We start from the raw sequence: 17,691 nt of genomic DNA, 5'->3' as shown, positions 1-17,691 counted from the left end.
CCCGAGGATCCCTGGCGTCGAAGTTCATCCGGCTCCCCGTGCGGCGCGATCGATCAGCATGGCCAGGATGATGATAAGTCCGGTGGCGAGGAGTTGATAGAACGCCTGGACGTTCAACAGCGTCAGGCCGTTGCGCATGGCCCCGAGAATGACCGCGCCCAGGATGGTGCCGAAGATCGATCCCTTCCCGCCCATCAGCGACGCCCCACCGATCGCCGCGGCGGCGATGGCGTCGAGCTCCCACAGATTGCCGAGGATCGGCTCGGCGGCGCCGAGCCGGCCGACCAGGATCAGGGAGGCGAGCGCGGCCAGAACCGCGGAGACGACATAGGCCGCGATCTTGGTGGCGCGGATCGGGACGCCGGCGATGTAGGCGGCCTCCTCGTTGCCGCCGACGGCGAGGAGGTACTCGCCGAGCGGCGTCTTGCGCAGCATCAGCCCGGCCGCGGCGGCGATCGCGGCGACGATGACGACCGGCGTCGGGATGCCAGCACCGTGCCGTTGAAGATGGCGCGGAACTCCGCCGGCACGCCGAGGACCGGATTGCCGCCGGTGTAGATCAGCGCCAGCGCCCGGAACAGGCTGAGCGTGCCCAGCGTCACGATGAAGGGCTGCAGCCCGCCATAGGCAACCAGCAACCCGTTGACCAGGCCACAGCCGGCGCCGATCAACAGCCCGGCCGCAATCGCCATCGGGACCGGATAGCCGGCGACCAGCAGCGACGTCGACAGTACGGCCGACAGTGCCGCCACCGGCCCGACCGACAGGTCGATCCCGCCCTGGATGATGACCAGGGTCATGCCGATGGCTATGCAGGCGTTGATGCTGGATTGCTGCAGGATGTTGATCAGGTTGCGCTCAGTCAGGAAGCTGGGCGCCAGGGAGGCGAACACGACCACGATGAGCGCCAGCCCGATCAGCGTGCCGGCGTCGCGCAGGCTCGGCAGCGCGCGCAGGGCGGGGCGGGGCCCGGTGTCGGCTTCCGGAACGGCGGACATCAGGCGGCTTCCTCTTTCAGGGCTGCTGCGGAGACCGGCACCGCGTGCCGCATGATCGCCTCTTCGGACAGCTCGGCGCGGTCGAGCATGGCGGCCGCCGCCCCTGCGCGCATGACCAGCACGCGGTCGGAGACGCGCAGGATTTCCATCATATCGGAGGAGACGACGATGACGGCGCGGCCCTCGCGGGCGAACTGCTCGATCAGTCCATAGATCTCCGCCTTGGCGCCGACATCGATGCCCCGGGTCGGCTCGTCGAACAGCAGGATGCGGGCCTCGGCGGCCAGCCAGCGGGCGATGATGGCCTTCTGCTGGTTGCCGCCGGAGAACAGGCGGATCGGGCGGTCGATGTCGAGCGGCCGCAACGCCATGCGCTGGACCAGGGCGGTAACCGCGGCCCGCAGCGGCGACCGGTGGATGCATCCCGCAATCGTGAAGCGGCCGAGCGTCGCAATCGCGACGTTGGACGCGATCGGTCGCAGCGGCACGATGCCGTCCCGCTTCCGCTCCTCCGGCACCAGCCCGATCCCTGCAGCGATCGCCGCCCGCGGGCTGCGCGGCAGGAATGGCTTGCCATCCAGCACCATGCTGCCCGCGGAGGGCCGGTCGGCACCCGCGATCAGGCGCAGCAGCTCGGTGCGGCCGGAGCCGACGAGGCCAGCGATGCCCAGCACCTCCCCGGCACGGAGGTCGAAGCCGACGTCGCTCACGGCTGCACCGCGGCCGAAGCCGCGCACGGACAGCAGCGTCTGCGGCTGGACGAAGCTGGAATGTTCCGCCGCCGCCAAGTCGCGTCCGACCATCATCGAGACCAAGACCGGGATGGTGGTGCCGGCGAGATCGACCCGGCCGACCACCCTGCCGTCGCGCAGCACGGTGGCGCGGCTGCAGACGCGCTTCACCTCGTCCAGCTTGTGGCTGACATAGATCACGGCGACGCCGCGCGCCCGCAGATTCGCGATCACCTCGGCCAGCCTCTCGAATTCCGCCGGGGTCAGGCTGGAGGTCGGCTCGTCCATGGCGATGATGCGGGCGTCGTCCAGCAGCGCGCGCCCGATCTCGACCAGTTGGCGCCGGGCCACGGTCAGGTCGCGGATCCGGGCGGCGGGATCGATGCCGGGGTCGAGCCCGGCCAGGATCGTGCGGCAGCGCGCCTCCTGCGCCGCCCGGTCGACGAAGAGGCCCGCGCGCACCAACTGCCGGCCGAGGAACATGGTCTGCACCACGGTCAGCTCGGGGACCTGCTGCAGCTCCTGGTGGATCATCGCGATCCCGGCGCGGCGGGCGGCGACCGGAGAGGTCGGCGCCACCACGGCGCCGTCGATCCGGATCTCGCCGAACTCGGCCATCTGGACCCCGGACAGGATCTTCAGCAGGGTCGACTTGCCGGCGCCGTTCTCGCCCAGGAGCCCGTGCACCTCCCCGGCCGCGACCTCGAACGACACGCTATCGAGGGCCTTCACGCCGGGGAAGCTGCGCGACAAGTTGCTGATGCCGAGGCGGGCGGGTGGTGCCATGAAACCCTCGTCGGAGCGTTCGGACCCGGCCAAGCCGGCCCCTGCAGCGTTCGTCAGTTGCTCTTGGCGTCCTCGGTCAGCACGGCGCGCAGTTCGACGCCGTCGCCGTAGTAGCGGCCGAGATTGTCCTTGGTGATCAGCGCCTGCGGCGTCGCTACCACGCGGGGCAGCTTCTGGCCGCCGAGGATGCGCAGCGCCGCCTCCACCGCGACCTCGCCGGTCAGCACCGGGAAGCTGTCGACGGTGCCGGTCAGCTCGCCGGCGCGGATCGAGGCATAGGCGTCGGAAATGCCGTCGGTGCCGATCACCGCCACCTTGCCGAGCAGCCCGGCAGCCTTCACCGCCTCGACCACGCCGAGCGCCATGCCGTCATTGTTGCAGTAGAAGCCGATCAGATCCGGATGCTGCTGCAGCAGCGTCGCGGCGGCGTCGTTGGAGAGCTGGCGGTCCCAGTTGCCGGGAATGCTGGCCACGACCTGGAACTTGCTGCTGCCGCCGGTGATGGTCGACTTGAAGCCCTCGGTGCGCTGGACCGCAGCGTAGACGCCGGCCATGCCCTCGATCACCGCCACCTTGCCGCCGTCCGGCCGGTTCTTGATGAACCAGCGGGCGGCGCGCACGCCGTTGTCGCGTTGGACGTTGCCGACGTAATGCTCGGCCGAGGGGATGACGGCGTCGTTCACGTTCACCACCGGGATGCCGGCGGCGGCCGCCTGCTCGATCGCCGGCTGCAGGTTGGCGTCGGTCTGCGGCGAGACCAGCAGGACCTTGTAGCCTTGGGTGATCATGGTCTCCGCGATCGAGAGCTGGCCCAGTTGGTCGCCCTCGCTCTGCGCGGCCTGCAGATCGACCTTCAGCCCCAGTCGCCCGCCGCCCTTGGTGTAGCCGTCGCCGAGCAGGCGCCAGTACTCGTTGGTCAGCGTCTTGGCGACGGCACCGGCCGTCGTGCCGTCCGCCGGCTTCGGCACCGGGCCGAACTTCGCGCTCATGTCGAACCAGTCGACCCGGTCGGGTTCGCTGTCGGAATTGAGCGGCGCCAGGCTGGCGGCGAACGTCGATGTGGCGAAGGCGGCGCAGGCGATGACGCCGGCTATCAGGAGCTTGCGCATTTGATTGTTCCTCCCTGCAAGGCGGCCCGATGCCGCCGGTTCGTGCTTCAACGGCCTCCGCCGACACGGAGGCTTGGGCCCCCCGCGGTTCAGCCGCGGTGGTTGCCGAAGATCGCGTCGTTGACGATGGCCTGGGCGGCGACGGCGTCCTGCCGCCCGAGCGCGTCGACCAGCCCGTTGTCCCGTTCCAGCCGGTCGGCCACGGCCAAGAGGCGTTCGACCGTCTTGATGTTCACCGCACATTCACGAACCGGGTCCAGACCCGTGAAGTCCGGGAAGGTGTCGAAGTAGATGGCGCCGTCATAGCCGTCGCGCCGGACCTGCATCAGCAGCTCGAGCGTCTGCTGCGGATGGACGCTGGCGACCATCAGCCCGTCATCGCGCTTGCCGTAGCCGTCATTGAGATGGACCCCGAGCACCCGCGCATGGCGGGCGGCCAACGCCGCGACGAAGGCCGGCTGCTCGTCGGCATAGAGCACATGGGCGAGGTCGAGGGTGACGCCGAGATTGGCCGCGCCGATCTCGCGGATCGCAAGCAAGGTCGTGGCGCAGTCCGGCAGCACGCTGAAGGAGCGCGGCTCGTTCGGCTTGTACTCGATCGAGATCAGGCAGTCCGGATCGTGCTCGGCGACCTCGCGGATGCCGTCCAGCTCCATCTCCCAGAGCCGGCGGTAATCGGCCTGGAACGCATAGTCCCAGCCATCCTGGCCGAGCCAGACGGTCATCAGGTTGCAGCCGATCGCCCGCGCGGCGTCGATGCCCCGCCTGGTCAGGTCGATGGCCTCGCGGCGCACCTTCGGATCGGGGTTGGTGAAGGCCCCGATCTTGAAATCGGGGTTGGTGTAGTACCGCATCGCCAGCCCGTTGACCGACAGGCCGAGATCCGACAATCCGCGGGCGGTCTCGCGGACCGTGTCGAAGGTCACGTGGTCCGGAAAGTTCAGGTCCAGGTCGGTCAGGCCGGGAACCTTCGCGGCGCGCTCCGCCAGCTGAAGGGTGCCGGGCTTGCCTTCCAGACCTGGCCAATAGGCATGCGCGCCGCTGGCGAAGGAGTTCAGCCTGGTGGCAAAGCGCCTGGTCGTCTCACCGATCACGTCGTCCTCCTTGCAGAGAGCGATATTTATATCTTTACTATTATCTAGTCTATCAGTAAAATTTGTGAAGTCTGACGTAACAAAAATAACGGGCGATCGGCTGCCCGGCTGGCTCCGAAAGCGAGGCAGTCCCAATGGCCTTTCGATCCATCTTGTGCCGAAGCATCCGGCCGGCTGGAGCGCACCATTTCCGGCCGCCACACTGCCGCCCCGATACCGGACGCAGCCCAAACCCGACGGATCCAGCCGTTTGCGGACGGGCGGCGCAGGCACGGCTGCGCCAGAAGGCGGTCATCGAAGCGCCATCCCGGTTGCGGACATAGGGACTGTCGGCCGCGAGCTTTCTCGCCCGCCATCACCGATGGCGATCAGGGTCTTCGTTGGTGGCCTTGCTCCCGATTCCGTGAATCGTCTCAGCCGCCCGATCCTCAACCGCAGCCCCAAGCATCGGCATTCGAGCGCTCAAGCTTTCCTTCCACCACTCGGCAACGATACGCGGCAATTCGTCGGTGACAGCCTCATTGAGCTCGCCGGTCCGGCGAACCCGTTCCAGCTCCGCCTTGAGGACGCGATGTGCATACGATCGAGCGGAGAGGATTGGCACGCAACTATCTGCCCTCTCGCACGCCGACGGGCGATCGTCGGACCGCCCGCCCGGTCTCAACGGCGGTTGATGCTTCGGTGCGAACCATCTTGCTATCGCGGCCGGCGCCCCGAAGCGGACGCGACGGCAGGCGGATCAATCCTCGAGGTCACTCCTGACTTCGCGCCAAGACTGAATGGATCTGCGCGATGACGGCGGCCCCCTCACCGACGGCGGCGGCGACCCGCTTGGTCGAGCCGGCACGCACATCTCCAACTGCAAAGATGCCGGGGCAGCTGGTCTCGAGCGGCAGCCGCTCGCCGTCGCCAGCGTGCTCCCCTGTGAGAACGAAGCCCTTTCCATCAAGCGTGACACAGCCGTCGAGCCAGTGCGTATTGGGATCGGCACCGATGAACAGGAAGAGGTGGCGCGAGGCACACTCCCGGGTCGCACCGGTCCGGTTGTCCCGGAATGTCGCGCCGGACAAGCCTGTCGCCCGGTCGCCGTGCAAGCCGGCAATCTCGCTGCCCACATGCATCTCGACATTGGGCAGCGCCGTGATCCGATCGATCAGATATCGCGACATGGTCTGCTCGAGAGGGCGGCGTACCACCAGGTGCAGGTGCCGGACCTGCGGCGCGAGATAGGCGACGGCCTGGCCTGCCGAGTTTCCTCCGCCGACCAGGGTGACGTCCTCTCCGGCACACAGGCGCGCCTCAATGGGTGATGCCCAGTAGGAGACGCCGGCTCCTTCCAGCTCTTCGACGTTGGGAATGTCGGGCTGCCGATAGCGCGCTCCCGAAGCGATCACGATGGTGCGCGCCCGCGCGGTGCCGCCGTTGCTGAGCTCGAGCGTGAATGGGACGTCCGCATCCGTTCCGTGACAGCGGAGCAGCTCGACCGTCAACGGAATGGCAAGCTGGGCGCCGAACTTCGCCGCCTGATTGAAGGCCCGGCCCGCCAGAGCCTGTCCGGATATGCCGGTTGGAAAACCGAGATAGTTCTCGATCCGGGCGGATGCGCCCGCTTGGCCGCCGAAGGCGCGGCTGTCCAGGACCAGGACTGACAATCCTTCGGATGCGCCGTAGACGGCCGTGGCAAGACCGGCCGGTCCGGCCCCGATGACGGCCACGTCATGGACGGTCTCCGGATCGAGATCCGGCGTGATGCCGAGGCAGGACGCCGCATCCGTATTGCTCGGGTTTCTGAGCAACGTGCCGTTCGGGCAGATCATCAGCGGCAGATCTTCGGGGTTAACGCCGAGCCGTTCGACCAGTTCGCGCCCCTCGGCCTCGCATGCGGCGATCACCGTGTGGGGATAGCCGTTGCGGGTGAGAAATCCCGACAGCCTGACGATGTCCGGGGCATCCCGGCGTCCGATCAGGATCGACCCTGCGCCGCCGGCCTGGCCCTCCTCGATCAGCATGACGCGCCGGAGAATGAAGGCGCGCATGATCGTCTCACCGACATCGGCCGATCCGATGACCAGCGCGCGGAGATGCGGTGCATCGAAGGGCAGCGCGAGCGCGCCGGCGTCACCCGCGACAACCGACATGAGGGTCGGACGGCCCGAAAGCTGATTGGTCTCTCCGGTGAACTGGCCGGGACCGTAGGTGGTGACAACCGTCGACCTGCCGGCCGCGCCACGCCGGATCGCGTCGGCCGAGCCCTCGAGCATCAACCAGGAGGGGGCGTTGCGCGCACCAATCTCGTAGACGGTCTCATATGCCCGGAAACGGCGTGGTTCGCCGCTAGCAAAACGGTGCGCTGCGCTGATCTGCAGATGGGACAAAGTCGGGAACATCTGTTCTCGACGGGCTTCACTGATTGCCATGACCGAACTCCCTGTCTACGTCTTCGAAGCGAGCCGCTTTCCGAGCGCCTTGAGGCCGTCCTCATAGATGCCATGGAACAGGGTGGACGCCTCGTCGTCGCTCACGTCCTTTGGCGTGAACTGGCCCGACCACTCGACGCGCGAGCTCTTGCCGGCATCGGCATCCTTGACCCGCAGCGTGGAGAGGTACTCTGTCACAGGGAAAGGTGCTTCGACGATCGCATAGCTGTAGCTTCGGCCGGGATGGTCGAAGGTGATCAACCGCTCGACGATCGCAGCGCCGTGGGGATCTGCGAGGTGGCGAACGCGACCGCCCTCGCTCAGCTCCGATTGCGGGATATAGGGCAGCCGATCGGGAAGCGAGCCGAAGCCACCAATCAGCGCCCAGACCTGGTCAGCGGAAACCGGCAGATCGATAGTTGCAGCAGCCCGTGCCATGTCAGCAGCACCTCTCTTCAGCGGTCGATTGGAAGGGGGGCGTTCGAGGCGACCAGGCCCTCTTTCCGCAGCTCACGCCAGAAGTCGTCCGGGATCTTCGCTTTCATCGCATCATGGTCTTCCTTGATGCGATCGGGCTTGCTCGCGCCCGGGATGACAGAGACCACTGCCGGATGCGCGAGCGAGAACTGCAGCGCGGCCGCCTTGATCGGTACGCTGTGCCGTTGCGCCAGCGCCTTGATCTTCGCGACCCTGGCGAGGATCTCGGAAGACGCGTCCGCATATTCGAAATGGCTGCCGCCAGCGAGAACACCCGAGCTGTAAGGGCCGCCGATCACGATCTGGACTCCCTTCGCCTCCGCGGCGGGCATGAGGCGTTGGAGGGCATGCTCATGGTCGAGCAGCGTGTACCGCCCCGCCAGCAAGGTTCCCTGGGGCTTCGCCTCCGACAGGCCGAGCATCAACTCGACTGGCTCGATGCGATTGACGCCCAGGCCCCAGCCCTTGATGACACCTTCCTCGCGCAGCTTCGTCAGCACACGCATGGCGCCGGTGCGCGCGACCTCGAACTGCGCCAGCCATTCATCGCCGTGGAAGTCGGGCGCGATGTCGTGAATCCAGACAAAATCGATCCGGTCCACCCCCATCCGTTTCAGGCTGTCCTCGATCGAGCGCTTTGTGCCATCCGCAGAGTAGTCGTAGATGATCTTGTTCTTGCGGCCGTACTGGAAGAGCGTGCCCTTCTCGCCAAATTCCTGCGGACCGATGACAACCTCGTCGAGAATGATGCGTCCAACCTTGGTGCTGAGCACGTATTCATCGCGCCTGTGCTTCACCAGCTCCCGGCCGAGCCGGATTTCTGCCAAGCCTGCGCCGTAGAACGGCGCGGTGTCGAAATAGCGTGTGCCTGCCTCCCAAGCCGCCGCGACGGTGGCGCTGGCTTCCTCCTCGGGAATGTTCCGGAACATGTTTCCGAGCGGCGCTGTTCCGAAGCCCAGCGGGCCATTCAGGAGGGTGCTCTCGATGATCACAGAATCCTCCACCTTTGAGGTTTCGCCGCTCGGGGACGTACCGTTCGACCCTTCGCCGGCCAGGTTGAATTGATGCCGGCGCAATTGGTCACGGCGGCCTGGAACCCAGTGGCGACAGGAGCTACGCAGGCGCGAGCTGTGGCGACTTCGGCAGAGTCAGTGCGAAGACGAGAAGGCCCAGAAGCGTCAGCCCGAACCCCGCCCACACGGCAGACAGCAAGCCGTAGCCGGCTGCGATGGCCATGCTTCCCGCCCAGGCGCCGACGGCGTTGGCGACGTTGAGCGCGGCAAGGTTCATGGCGCCCATCAGCGTGGGAGCCTCGGGGGCGAGGCGCGTGAGGCGCACCTGGATCGTGGGGATCGCGACCATCATCGTGGTGCCGACGCCGAACAGCGCCGGCATCAGGATCCACAGATCGCCGCCGCCGGCCGCCATGAGCGCAAGCACGACCAGGGCGCTGCCGAAGCCGATGACCAATCCCCGCGCGGGATAGGCATCCGCAAGCCTGCCGCCGATCAGGTTGCCTGTCGTCATGCCGAGGCCGAACAGCGCGAGCGCCGCCGGAACCCAGGCTCGATCGAGCGCCGCCACATCGGTGACGAAAGGACCAATGAACGTGTAGACGGCGAAGATGCTGGCAACGCCGAGCGCCGCGACGAGCATCATGGCCCAGACGGCCGGCCTGCGCAGCGAGGCCAGCTCCTGCACGACGGGTCCGCCGCGAAGCGCCTCGGTTCGAGGCACCCAGCTCCACAAGGCGAGGAAGGCCAGGCCAGCCGCTGCGGCGACGATGAAATAGGTGTTTCGCCAGCCGAGGGTCTGACCGAGGAAGGTCGCCAACGGCGAGCCGATGATCGTCGCGACCGTCAGTCCGGTCATGACCAGGGCGAACGCCTTTCCCGCGTGGCCGGGGCCGACGATGTAGGACGCCACCACGGCCCCGGCACCGAAATAGGCCCCTTGCGGCAGGCCACTGACAAAGCGCGCCAGGGCGAGCATGCCGAGATCCGTGGCGACCGCCGACAGCACGTTGCCGAGGATGAACAGACCCATGAGACACAGCAGCAGCGTTCGCCGGTTCAGCCGTGCTGCGACCAGTGTCACGAGAGGAGCGCCGATGACGACGCCGAAGGCATAGGCCGCGATCGCATTCGTCGCCGTGGGGATGTCGATGCCGAAGCTCGCCGAGAACAACTGGAGAATCCCCATGCTCGCGAACTCGGACGTCCCGATGCAGAAGCTGCCGAGCGCCAGGGCGAACAGAGTGAGGCCCCGCTTGCGCCGCTGCGCTTCATCCGTGCAATGCGCCGTCACGGCGGCGCATTGACCGCGATAGGCCTTGTCCAGCATTCCTGCCTCCCATTCGCGATGGCTGTACGAATCCATGCCGATCCGGCGCTCAGCGCCTCGCTGCTCCCTATCCGGGAGACCCCGCGAGGATCTCCATCTTCATGACCTTGACACCGCCGTCGGCGAGCTCGGGCAGCTTGGCGAACCACTCCTTCACGTAGGGCATGGCGTTGTGCGCGTCGAAATCAGCCTGATTGGCGAAGATCTCGTAGAAGATGAAGTGGCCGGGCGCCGCGCGGTCCTCTTGCAGGAAATAGACCAGATTCTTCGGGTCGCTCCGGACGAGCGCGACAAGCGGCAGTGTCGCGGCGCGCAGCTCGGCTTCCTTGCCGGGCTTTGCCCGCACCTCCGCGACGATCGAATAGGCGCCGTGCGGTATCTGCGAATAACCCTTGCCCGGCCCTTCCTGCGCCATCGCCGAAGTCGCGGCTGCAGCGCAGGCGAGACCTGCAAGCACGGGAAGGCCAGTACCCGGGCGCGTCGTCTTCGACATGGTTGATCACCCCTTGCGTCTTCGGACGGCTCAAAGGCCGTGCGGACTGGACATGTGGCGTTCCTGCGCCGCCGCTTTGCACGCTGGCCGAAGGAATCCGTAGCCCGTCAGCCTCCGGCAGCGGCGAGCATGCGCCGACGGTCTGCCATGGCGTCCTCGAACGTCTTCTTCACGGGGCCGAGCGCCTGGACGAATTCGAGCTGCTCGCCCTCCGGCCCCTTGCAATAGATCAGGGACCATCCGTTCGATTTGCCTTCGTTGATCCTGTTGGTGTTCGCGTCCAGCGGGGCGGCCAGGCGCTCTTGTTCCGACGTCACCGCGATCACGCGATTGGCCTTCACTTGCGTCATGCCGCGGCGCGTCGATTCCGCCTCGAGGTCGTGGATGAACTTGTTAAAGTCGACATCGTCGCGGATGTAGAAGCAGATGTGCATCGACCGCGGATAGCCGGGCTCATATGGTCGCGCGGCTCCGCCCAGCTGTCCCCGCTGCCCATCGGCTGCTGGGCATCGCGGTACTGCAGGAGCTCGATCACGACATTGTCGAACTGCACGAAGCGCACGTCGAGGCGCTGCCCGCCATCCTTCAGGTCCGGCACGCCGATCGTTCGCGGATTGACCCCGCGCTCCCGAGCCAGGATCTCCTGATCGGTCAGCAGCGTGTTGTGGATCTTCTCGCCTCGGAAATCGCCATCGCGCATCACTTCGTTGCCGCCGAGCACCTCGGTGTAGAACGCGAACGCGCGGTCCATGTTCTGGACCGTGAGGCCGAAGTGCTGCACGCCTTGGAGCCGCGCACCGAGCGGCGCGTCGTTGCGATCTCCCGTCACGGCGCGCGGGTCTGCCCCGGCGGACTTCTGGGCAAAGGCCGGGCTGTCGAGCGCCATGGCGGCAGCGGAAATTCCGGCGATCGCGGCACCGCTGGCGACGCGCAGGATCTCCCGGCGATCGGGGTCTGCCGGCTCATGGGTGTCATCGGGCTCGTTGGACATGTGGTCTCCCTTTTCTTTGCGGGCCTGTCGCTGGTCCAGGGGTGTCCAATCCTTAAGCCGGCCGGGGCTTTGCCAAGCGTAAAGAATGGTCAAATTTCGATGAACCGACCTCCGCTGACCCGTGGTCTCCCAACGAATTCAATAGGGCCGCCGGTTGCCGGCGGCCCTTCCTTTCATCGTTCCGCCCGCGCCGAAAGCCGGCAGCCTCTGCGTTGGGTCGTTCGAACGATGACTCTCCGGTGCCGGGGATGCTGAACTGTCCGCTCAACTCGGCATGGCGGGAAATTGCGGGATGTCCAGCGCCTTCGTCCATCCGAGGCGACGCTTGGTGAACATCTCGAGCTTCGGCTCAATACCTTCGGGCCTGTCCAGGCTCCCGATCATCACGAAGACCAAGCCGGGAAAGCCTATCAGATTGCTGCTGAAGAGACGGGACCCGCAATCCGGACAAAAGTTCCGATCAAGCCCATTCCCGGACTCCGCTGTGTAATGGAACGATTTCGGGCTACCGCTGAGCAGGGTGAAATCAGCCTCGGGCACCCCAAAGAACGTCGCCATCGCACCTCCGGAAGCCTTTTGGCAATCCTTGCAGTAGCAGTCGGCGACAAAGGTCGGCTCGGCGTCGAATTCGAACTTGATCGCCCCGCATGCACACTGGGCGGTATATTTCTTTGCCATGTTCTCACGTCCTCGGTGATTGGGGAGGCTTCGCTCTCCGCAACCGCCTGCAGAGAATGCCTCGGCGAGGCTTTTTTGGATCAGAGGAATGGGGCGGTTGCCGAGCAAACCGCTCATAAAGCATCGCGACAGCGATGACCGGTTAAGAAAGGTGAAGTTTCGGCGAAGGGACGGCGGTCTCTTCGACTGTGTTTGCGTCATCGCCAGCCGAGGCTGCGCCGGTCTTGGCTGACTATTCCCCGTCCGCTCAAGAGCCCGGCGAATTCGCAGCATCAAGGGACGTTGCACCTTGAGTTAAGGAGCAGTGCGCCTCAGGAGTCTCACCGGGCCTGCCCCTCACCCGGCAATCGAGCATCAGTGCACGGGCGGTCTTGAGATCAACTGTTCCAAATCCCTCGCCGAACCGGCAGTACACCGCAGAGAGGAGGGCATCCGCCTCTCCGCTTCTGCCCTGCAGGCGCCAAAGCCGGGCGAGGCTGGTGGCGACGCGCAGCTCCCATGACAGTGCCTCCTGCCGGCGTGCCATTTCGAGAGCTTGCCGAAAGTCGTCCTCTGCCGCGGCGATCGCCACGGCAGATCCCTCCAGTCGATGGATCTCGCCTCTGATGCGAAGGAGCTCCGGCATGGACCAACGCTCCTCGTTCCGCCCGCACCACTCCAGCGCATCCTCGATCGTGCTGCGGGCCTCGTCCGGCCGACCGCCGGCGCCGAGCCCGTGGGCGAGGATGCCACAATAGGATGCGTAGCGAAGCCCGAATCTCGCGTCGCGAAGCTCGTCAAGAGCGGACCGAAGCAGCGACAGGCCGGCCCCGTCTCCCGACTCGATGAGGAGTGCCCCCCGCAAACAGCGGCCCACGGCGTTCCAGACCCTCAACCCATGACTTGCCGAATGGTCGAGAAGCATGGTCACCAGTTGCTCCGCCGCGACCCGGTCTCCGACATACATGGCGATCGGAAAGGCCGCGTGGCCGAGCGCGTTGCACACGGAAAGCGGATGGCTGGTGGCCTGGGCTTCGTCAAGCGCGCTCCGGGCCGTGTCGACCGCCTGGTCCGGAAGGCCCTGGAGCCAGAGGATGACCGATAATGTGCCGAGGGCCACCGCCCGCTGGTCCCATTGCAAGCGCGCGATGTGCGAGCTCTGCACAGGGGCCACGTATCTGCCGAGCATGCGATCCAGGCGGCGGCGTGCGCTTGTGTGACGCCCCAGGTAGTGCAGCGCGGTCGCGATCAGCCTGTCCCCGCTCAGCCGAGCGACGGTGTCGTCCTTCTTCTGCGCGACGGCGCGAAACCGTCGTGCGAACGCCAGGGCGGCTCGGTAGCGTCCGACATAGACGCGATACAGGGACAAACCCCACAGCACACGCAACTGATAGTCGCTGTCGGAGAGCCGTTCGGCAATCTCGAGAGCTCTCCCCCAGGCGACATCGATCTCGAGCACCGGCCCTCTCACATACAGAAGTGCGGTGCCGAGGGCGGTATGGAGCTTCATGTCGTCCCGGTCACCGAGAACTCCGGCCTTGCCGCATGCGAGCGCCCTTTCGACGCAGGCTCGGCATTCCTCCAGCAGCGACAGATGCGTCCACAGAGGAATCGCCGCGACAGTCAGGGATATTCCGAGGGCTTCGTCGCCGGACGGCGAGAAAGCCCAGTTCAGCGCATGGCGGACATCATCGACCCTGCGGGCGTGGTCGGCCCACCACTCGGCCGCAGATCGCGATTCTGCCTCGACCCCGGCTCGCTCCAACAGATCCCGGTGGTGTTCGGCATGACGCTGCAGAACGGCATCGATCTCGCCGCTCTCGACAAGCTTTTGCCGAGCGTAGGCGCGGGTCGTGTCGAGCAGCCGGTATTGTACCTTGGCGCCGCCGATGTCTGCCGAAATGAGCGACTTGGCCACCAGGCTCCCCACGCCGTCGACGACATCGGGAACGGGGATCCGATCGCTCGCCGCGATCGCGCTGGCCAATTGGAGAGTGAAGCTGCCGGCAAACACCGAGAGGCGGCGCAAAATGGTGCGCTCTCCTTCGGGCAAGAATTCGTAGCTCCAGTCGAGCGCCGCCGCCAGGGATTGATGCCGCGGCATGGCCGTGCGTCGCCCATGCCTCAGCAGCCGGAATCGATCCTCGAGAAGGGCTGACAGCTCCCTTAGGCCGAAGGCGTCGACGCGAGTGGCCGCGAGCTCGATTGCAAGCGCGATCCCATCCAGTGTGCGGCAGATCTCGGCGACGACCAGGGCATCGGCATCTTTCAGCTCGAACCCTTCCAGACTCTCTGCCGCCCGCTCGACAAACAGCTGAATGGCCGGGAACGTGAGCGCTTCCGCGGCCGTCAAACTGGACGGGTCGGCCGGGGCCTCCAACGGCGAGAGCCGCTGCAGGCGCTCGCCTCGCGCCCGCAGCGGCTCGCGGCTCGTGGCCAGGACGTGGACGCCGGGAGCAGCGCTGATGATCTGCTCCGCCAGAAGGGCAGCCTCGTCGATCACGTGCTCGCAGCTATCGAGCACGATCAGCATTTGCTTGTCCCGGAGACAGGCGATGAGTGCGGCAGTGACGTCCAGCGAATGGGTCGTCAGGCCGAGCACCGAAGCAAGCGCACTCGCGACCAGTTTCGGGTGGCCCGTCGGCGCCAAGTCGACGAACCAAGTCCCGTGCTCATAGGCGGAGACACGCATGTGGGCCGCAGCGACGGCCACTGTCGTCTTGCCGATCCCACCTGGGCCAACGACGGTCATGAACCGGTGCTTTGCCAGCTGACGCAGGAGCGTGTCGATCACACCCGCACGGCCGATGATCCGGATCACGGAGGCAGGCAGATTGTGCGCGCTCTCCGCTTCGATGCGCTCTTGCGCCTGCAGTCCTTCGGGCCCGAAGGCCTCCACCGGCGCCACAAAGCGATATCCTCGGCCGGATACCGTCACGACGTAGCGACGACCAGGCTGCCCTTCGCCGAGCGCCCTTCGAAGGGCTGCGATATGGACTTTGAGATTCCCGTCCGTCACGAGGGTGTCAGGCCATACTCGGGTCATGAGGGTCTGCTTGGTGATCACCTCGCCGGCGCGCTCGACGAGCGCGGTCAAGATCTCCAGGGCGCGACTGCCGAGGTGAATGCGGGCATCACCCTCCAGAAGCAGTTGCTGGGCCGGATAGAGGCGGAAAGGGCCGAACGAAAATGCGCGCCCGCCCGACATTGATGAGCGGCCGATCATTCATCGAGATCGGAAAACGGATCGGGTCCCGCGTGCCTCCGCGACGGGACGCCATCGCTGATCGGGCTAGTCCCCCTGCAGCCCAGGCTGCTTCCGGTCACGATACACCACACTGCAGAGAATCCAGGTCCGACATGACGTCCTATATTACTCGCTGCGGGTGCACTCTGCTCGGTCTTGCACTGCTGCCGATCGGCCGCGCTTCAGCATTCCCATCCGCCGACGGCAATCACGGAGTCGATCCCACATGATCGCCGATCTTCGCGAACGGATTTTACATGACCAGCCTCGGGCCATGTATAGGAATATGGTGATACAGCGGGGTGCTCACGGTGTGATTGTATCCATGGAAACCAGCGGATCGGCAGAGGCTTGGCCCAAGATTTTCAATGAGATGGCAGTCCCCAGAATGCAGGGGCCATAACCAGCCTCACGACGGCGTAGAGCTCATCGACGACCTCGGCGCGGGGTATAGCTGGTGCGGCCAACGGCTCCAGCCAGTATCGGTCATCGGCATAGATCAAGACCCCATCCGCCATCGGCCGAAGATCGGCTCTCTCGCACTACGCGACGGTATGGCCGAAATGGTTGTGCCCCGCCGCGGCGGACGGCGCCGAGGCGACGTCGTTCGCGACGCCGTAGGTGCGGGTGTTCTTGAGCGACGCCTCCTCTGGCTTGGCGCCGGGGCTTGCGATCCACGAGCGGGTTTGTGTTATTTTTCCAACTTCATCGTTGACAGAAGTTATCTATATCACATAACTCTGCCTCATGCCAAAAGGCACAAGTGAAATATCGGGAGGAGAACAGGATGAATTCCTCGAGCGGATCCCGCACGCGGGCTGCGGGCGCGGTGTTGCACGGAACTGCCCTCGCGATGGGTTTGTTTTGGGCCGCTCCGGCCTTCGCCGACGACGTCATCCGCATCGTTTCGCCTTACCAGACGACGACGCTCGATCCGATGCGCTCCGCGGCGGCCGGCAACATCGAAACCTACGGCCAGCTTTATTCGCGCCTGCTGCGCCGCAACTCCGAAACCGGCGCGCTGGAGCCCGGGCTCGCCGAGAAATGGGAGATTTCGCCGGACGGTAAGACCTACACCTTCCATCTGCGCGATGGCCAGTTCTCGGACGGTTCGCCGATCACGGCTGGCGACGTGGCCTTCAGCCTCGACCGTATCCGGAGCGACAAGAAATCGGCCTATCCTGCGCCGCTGGGCTCCGTGGAATCGGTGACCGCGGCGGACGCGAAAACCGTGGTGATCACGCTCAAGTCGGCCTTCGCGCCGTTCCTCGGCAATGCCGAAATCTGGAACATGGGCATCGTCTCGAAGGCCGATGTGGAGAAGCGCGGCGAGGAGTCGGCTTTCGCCACGGTCCCGGTCACGTCCGGCCCCTATGAGGTCAAGCAGTGGAAGCCGAACGAGAAGCTCGTTCTCGAACCCAATCCGCACTACTGGCGCAAGGGCTATCCGAAGTCGGACGCCACGGTCGAGCTGATCGAGATCGCATCGCCCGAAACCCGCATCGCCATGCTGAAGGCCGGCGAGATCGACGTGGTGCGCGCGGTGCCGTGGGCGCAGATCGACGAGCTGAAGGCGGCCGAGGCGGTGGATATGCGGCTCGAGCCTTCGACCACCATCTACATGATCCTGCTCAACCACAAGCGCGAGCCCTTCTCCAATCTGAAGGCGCGGCAGGCGGCCGGCATGGCGATCGACAACAAGGCCATGGCCGCGGCCATCACGCGTGGCTATGCCGAACCGGCAAACACCACGCTGCCGGGCAGCGTCGATTTCCATGACAAGGATTATCCGGGGATTCCGCACGAGCCCGCCAAGGCAAAGGAATTACTGGCCGAATCCGGCATGGCGGGGCGCGAGGTAAAGATCCTGGCGACCGCCGATGCGCCGTCGCAGCAGACGGCACTGCTGATCCAGGCCCAATGGCAGGCGATCGGGTTGAAGCCGGTGATCGTCAATGTCGATGGCGGCGCCTGGTGGGATGCCACCGGCAAGGGCGATTACGACGCTGCTGCCAACTGGTGGTACAACGAGACTCCCGATCCTGACCTTGCCGTGCGCTGGGCCGTGTGCGGATCCTGCGGCTCGAACTCCTACAACACCTTCTATGCGAACCCGAAGGTGGACGCGCTCGTGGAGCAGGGCACCAAGGAGGCCGATCAGGCCAAGCGCGCGGAAATCTACAAAGAGATTCAGAAGATCACCACCGAAGAGGTCGCGCAGATCCCCCTTTATTATGCGCCGAACGCGGTCGCCTATTCCAAGCGTCTCCAGGGTCTCGAGCTGACGCCCTCGCTGCAATGGACGCTGGAAGAAACCTCCATCGGCCAGTGAGCCGCCTCAACCGCGC

The 17,691-nt window shown here is 65.8% G+C and carries 15 protein-coding genes; 1 reads left to right on the top strand and 14 read right to left on the bottom strand.

Translation table 11 applies throughout. The annotated features are described in order from the left end of the window. Window positions 1–24: 24 nt before the first annotated feature. The 14 genes from AB4Z01_RS19685 to AB4Z01_RS19620 all read right to left on the bottom strand — a co-directional run bounded on the left by AB4Z01_RS19685 (window position 25) and on the right by AB4Z01_RS19620 (window position 15,322). The gene (locus tag AB4Z01_RS19685; RefSeq protein WP_441696391.1) at window positions 25–435 is read right to left on the bottom strand and encodes an ABC transporter permease; all 411 of its coding nucleotides are present in this window, start codon (window positions 433–435) and stop codon (window positions 25–27) included. Then, the gene (locus AB4Z01_RS19680; protein WP_441696388.1) at window positions 435–998 is read right to left on the bottom strand and encodes an ABC transporter permease; all 564 of its coding nucleotides are present in this window, start codon (window positions 996–998) and stop codon (window positions 435–437) included. The genes AB4Z01_RS19685 and AB4Z01_RS19680 overlap by 1 nt, the downstream gene beginning before the upstream one ends. Next, entirely contained in the window at window positions 998–2,515 is a 1,518-nt protein-coding gene (locus AB4Z01_RS19675) for a sugar ABC transporter ATP-binding protein (protein WP_441696385.1), read from the bottom strand. Before AB4Z01_RS19675 ends, AB4Z01_RS19680 begins: the two co-directional genes overlap by 1 nt. 53 nt (window positions 2,516–2,568) lie before the next feature. Continuing rightward, a complete protein-coding gene (locus AB4Z01_RS19670; RefSeq protein ID WP_441696382.1) occupies window positions 2,569–3,624 on the bottom strand; it encodes a sugar ABC transporter substrate-binding protein in 1,056 nt (351 codons plus the stop codon). An 89-nt stretch (window positions 3,625–3,713) separates the two neighbouring features. Further along, on the bottom strand, window positions 3,714–4,718 hold the full coding sequence (locus tag AB4Z01_RS19665) for a TIM barrel protein (protein ID WP_441696379.1): 1,005 nt from the start codon (window positions 4,716–4,718) through the stop codon (window positions 3,714–3,716). Window positions 4,719–5,470: 752 nt separating this feature from the next. Continuing rightward, entirely contained in the window at window positions 5,471–7,135 is a 1,665-nt protein-coding gene (locus tag AB4Z01_RS19660) for an FAD-dependent oxidoreductase (protein ID WP_441696377.1), read from the bottom strand. 15 nt (window positions 7,136–7,150) lie between these two features. Next, the gene (locus AB4Z01_RS19655; RefSeq protein ID WP_441696374.1) at window positions 7,151–7,573 is read right to left on the bottom strand and encodes an SRPBCC family protein; all 423 of its coding nucleotides are present in this window, start codon (window positions 7,571–7,573) and stop codon (window positions 7,151–7,153) included. A 17-nt stretch (window positions 7,574–7,590) separates the two neighbouring features. Beyond that, complete coding sequence (locus AB4Z01_RS19650; protein WP_441696371.1) at window positions 7,591–8,604, bottom strand: aldo/keto reductase; 1,014 nt, start codon at window positions 8,602–8,604, stop codon at window positions 7,591–7,593. A gap of 121 nt (window positions 8,605–8,725) precedes the next feature. After that, on the bottom strand, window positions 8,726–9,955 hold the full coding sequence (locus AB4Z01_RS19645; protein WP_441696368.1) for an MFS transporter: 1,230 nt from the start codon (window positions 9,953–9,955) through the stop codon (window positions 8,726–8,728). Window positions 9,956–10,022: 67 nt separating this feature from the next. Continuing rightward, a complete protein-coding gene (locus tag AB4Z01_RS19640; protein ID WP_441696365.1) occupies window positions 10,023–10,448 on the bottom strand; it encodes a putative quinol monooxygenase in 426 nt (141 codons plus the stop codon). Between the two features lie 107 nt (window positions 10,449–10,555). Continuing rightward, window positions 10,556–10,798, bottom strand: a complete 243-nt coding sequence (locus AB4Z01_RS19635) for a hypothetical protein (RefSeq protein ID WP_441696362.1) — start codon at window positions 10,796–10,798, stop codon at window positions 10,556–10,558. Beyond that, window positions 10,795–11,439: a VOC family protein gene (locus AB4Z01_RS19630; protein WP_441696360.1), complete on the bottom strand. Its 645-nt coding sequence runs from the start codon at window positions 11,437–11,439 to the stop codon at window positions 10,795–10,797. The genes AB4Z01_RS19635 and AB4Z01_RS19630 overlap by 4 nt, the downstream gene beginning before the upstream one ends. Before the next feature lie 264 nt (window positions 11,440–11,703). Then, window positions 11,704–12,234, bottom strand: coding sequence for a GFA family protein (locus AB4Z01_RS19625; RefSeq protein ID WP_441696357.1), 531 nt, complete (start codon window positions 12,232–12,234; stop codon window positions 11,704–11,706). Between the two features lie 130 nt (window positions 12,235–12,364). Then, window positions 12,365–15,322, bottom strand: a complete 2,958-nt coding sequence (locus AB4Z01_RS19620) for an ATP-binding protein (RefSeq protein WP_441696355.1) — start codon at window positions 15,320–15,322, stop codon at window positions 12,365–12,367. Window positions 15,323–16,130: 808 nt separating this feature from the next. On the opposite strand from AB4Z01_RS19620, the gene AB4Z01_RS19615 reads away from it, so the two are divergent. Continuing rightward, on the top strand, window positions 16,131–17,675 hold the full coding sequence (locus tag AB4Z01_RS19615) for an ABC transporter substrate-binding protein (protein WP_441696353.1): 1,545 nt from the start codon (window positions 16,131–16,133) through the stop codon (window positions 17,673–17,675). Window positions 17,676–17,691: the final 16 nt, after the last annotated feature.

Origin of the sequence: Inquilinus sp. YAF38 (genome assembly GCF_052113205.1) — a bacterium.
Classification (GTDB): domain Bacteria; phylum Pseudomonadota; class Alphaproteobacteria; order DSM-16000; family Inquilinaceae; genus Inquilinus.
The sequence above is the reverse complement of the archived record's forward strand: the minus strand, read 5'-3'. Positions and strand labels throughout refer to the sequence as shown.

Bases quoted from the DNA above. Each gene is read 5' to 3' on its own strand.
- AB4Z01_RS19685 (WP_441696391.1), bottom strand. From the start codon at position 435: ATGCTGCGCAAGACGCCGCTCGGCGAGTACCTCCTCGCCGTCGGCGGC.
- AB4Z01_RS19680 (WP_441696388.1), bottom strand. From the start codon at position 998: ATGTCCGCCGTTCCGGAAGCCGACACCGGGCCCCGCCCCGCCCTGCGC.
- AB4Z01_RS19675 (WP_441696385.1), bottom strand. From the start codon at position 2,515: ATGGCACCACCCGCCCGCCTCGGCATCAGCAACTTGTCGCGCAGCTTC.
- AB4Z01_RS19670 (WP_441696382.1), bottom strand. From the start codon at position 3,624: ATGCGCAAGCTCCTGATAGCCGGCGTCATCGCCTGCGCCGCCTTCGCC.
- AB4Z01_RS19660 (WP_441696377.1), bottom strand. From the start codon at position 7,135: ATGGCAATCAGTGAAGCCCGTCGAGAACAGATGTTCCCGACTTTGTCC.
- AB4Z01_RS19655 (WP_441696374.1), bottom strand. From the start codon at position 7,573: ATGGCACGGGCTGCTGCAACTATCGATCTGCCGGTTTCCGCTGACCAG.
- AB4Z01_RS19645 (WP_441696368.1), bottom strand. From the start codon at position 9,955: ATGCTGGACAAGGCCTATCGCGGTCAATGCGCCGCCGTGACGGCGCAT.
- AB4Z01_RS19640 (WP_441696365.1), bottom strand. From the start codon at position 10,448: ATGTCGAAGACGACGCGCCCGGGTACTGGCCTTCCCGTGCTTGCAGGT.
- AB4Z01_RS19635 (WP_441696362.1), bottom strand. From the start codon at position 10,798: ATGACGCAAGTGAAGGCCAATCGCGTGATCGCGGTGACGTCGGAACAA.
- AB4Z01_RS19630 (WP_441696360.1), bottom strand. From the start codon at position 11,439: ATGTCCAACGAGCCCGATGACACCCATGAGCCGGCAGACCCCGATCGC.
- AB4Z01_RS19625 (WP_441696357.1), bottom strand. From the start codon at position 12,234: ATGAGCGGTTTGCTCGGCAACCGCCCCATTCCTCTGATCCAAAAAAGC.
- AB4Z01_RS19620 (WP_441696355.1), bottom strand. From the start codon at position 15,322: ATGATCGGCCGCTCATCAATGTCGGGCGGGCGCGCATTTTCGTTCGGC.
- AB4Z01_RS19615 (WP_441696353.1), top strand. From the start codon at position 16,131: ATGAATTCCTCGAGCGGATCCCGCACGCGGGCTGCGGGCGCGGTGTTG.